The following is a 326-nucleotide window of genomic DNA, read 5'->3' on the forward strand; positions in this document are numbered from 1 at the left end:
GGCTGGCCAAGACCGGCGACGAGGCGGCGGTCGAGCGCGACATCCTGCACGATCACGGTTCGGCGCACCCGATCTATCCGGCGGCCACGCTGCAGTCGTGGCGAACCCCCATCGTGCTGTTCGAGCCGCTCGACACGTCCAACCAGTCGATCATCGGCTTCGACATGTTCAGCGAGCCGGTGCGGCGGGCGGCGATCGAGAAGGCGATGGCCGACGACCGGCAGCATGCCAGCGGCCTTGTCCAACTCGGCCAGGGACAAGGGCAGGAGCAAACCTACCCCGGATTTCTGGTTTTCGTTCGGCTGAACGTGGAAACGGCTCCGGAC

The 326-nt window shown here is 66.3% G+C and carries 1 protein-coding gene; it reads left to right on the forward strand.

The window, feature by feature from the left end; translation table 11 throughout:
* Positions 1-326: CHASE domain-containing protein (locus tag EN859_RS36430; RefSeq protein WP_189502543.1), on the forward strand; the 326-nt coding region annotated here is incomplete at both ends.

The sequence above is a fragment of the Mesorhizobium sp. M00.F.Ca.ET.216.01.1.1 genome, from assembly GCF_004010325.2.
GTDB lineage: Bacteria > Pseudomonadota > Alphaproteobacteria > Rhizobiales > Rhizobiaceae > Mesorhizobium.